Annotated in this window: 1 protein-coding gene; it reads right to left on the bottom strand. The window is 46.2% G+C overall.

Features of this window, described 5'->3' with window-relative positions:
• Positions 1 to 398, bottom strand: a 398-nt coding sequence (locus AB4482_RS23055; protein ID WP_372181806.1) for a hypothetical protein, incomplete at both ends; no start/stop codon positions are given.

The following is a 398-nucleotide window of genomic DNA, read 5'->3' as shown; positions in this document are numbered from 1 at the left end:
CTAGTTATCTCAAAACCACTGTCCACACGCTCAACAGTTGCTAACCATTCGCCATTACCTTTAACGATGGCTGCACTGCCGTTAGCTTCTAGGTCACCTTCAACTTTTACTAGAGTTTTTTCGAAGTCTCCGTTGCCACGGAAAATGATCTCACCATCCTTGCGTTGTACAGTACCTACCCACTCACTGGTGTTTTCGTCGATAATGTGGATTTCGCCGTTAATGATCTTAACTGTCAGGTCACGCTCTTCCATTTCAGGACGGTCTTCACCGAAATCTGGAGACCAACGAGGTGTATCATCAAAGTCCATATCTGGGTGCTCTGGAGAGGCTGGGAGAGTAGGTCGTGGGCTATCAATTACAATAGTTCCCTTGCCACTAGTTATCTCAAAACCACT

The sequence above is a fragment of the Vibrio sp. 10N.222.55.C7 genome, from assembly GCF_041473335.1.
GTDB classification, from domain to species: Bacteria; Pseudomonadota; Gammaproteobacteria; order Enterobacterales; family Vibrionaceae; genus Vibrio; species Vibrio crassostreae_C.
Note: the sequence above shows the minus strand (reverse complement) of the source record. Positions and strands in the feature narration are given on the sequence as shown.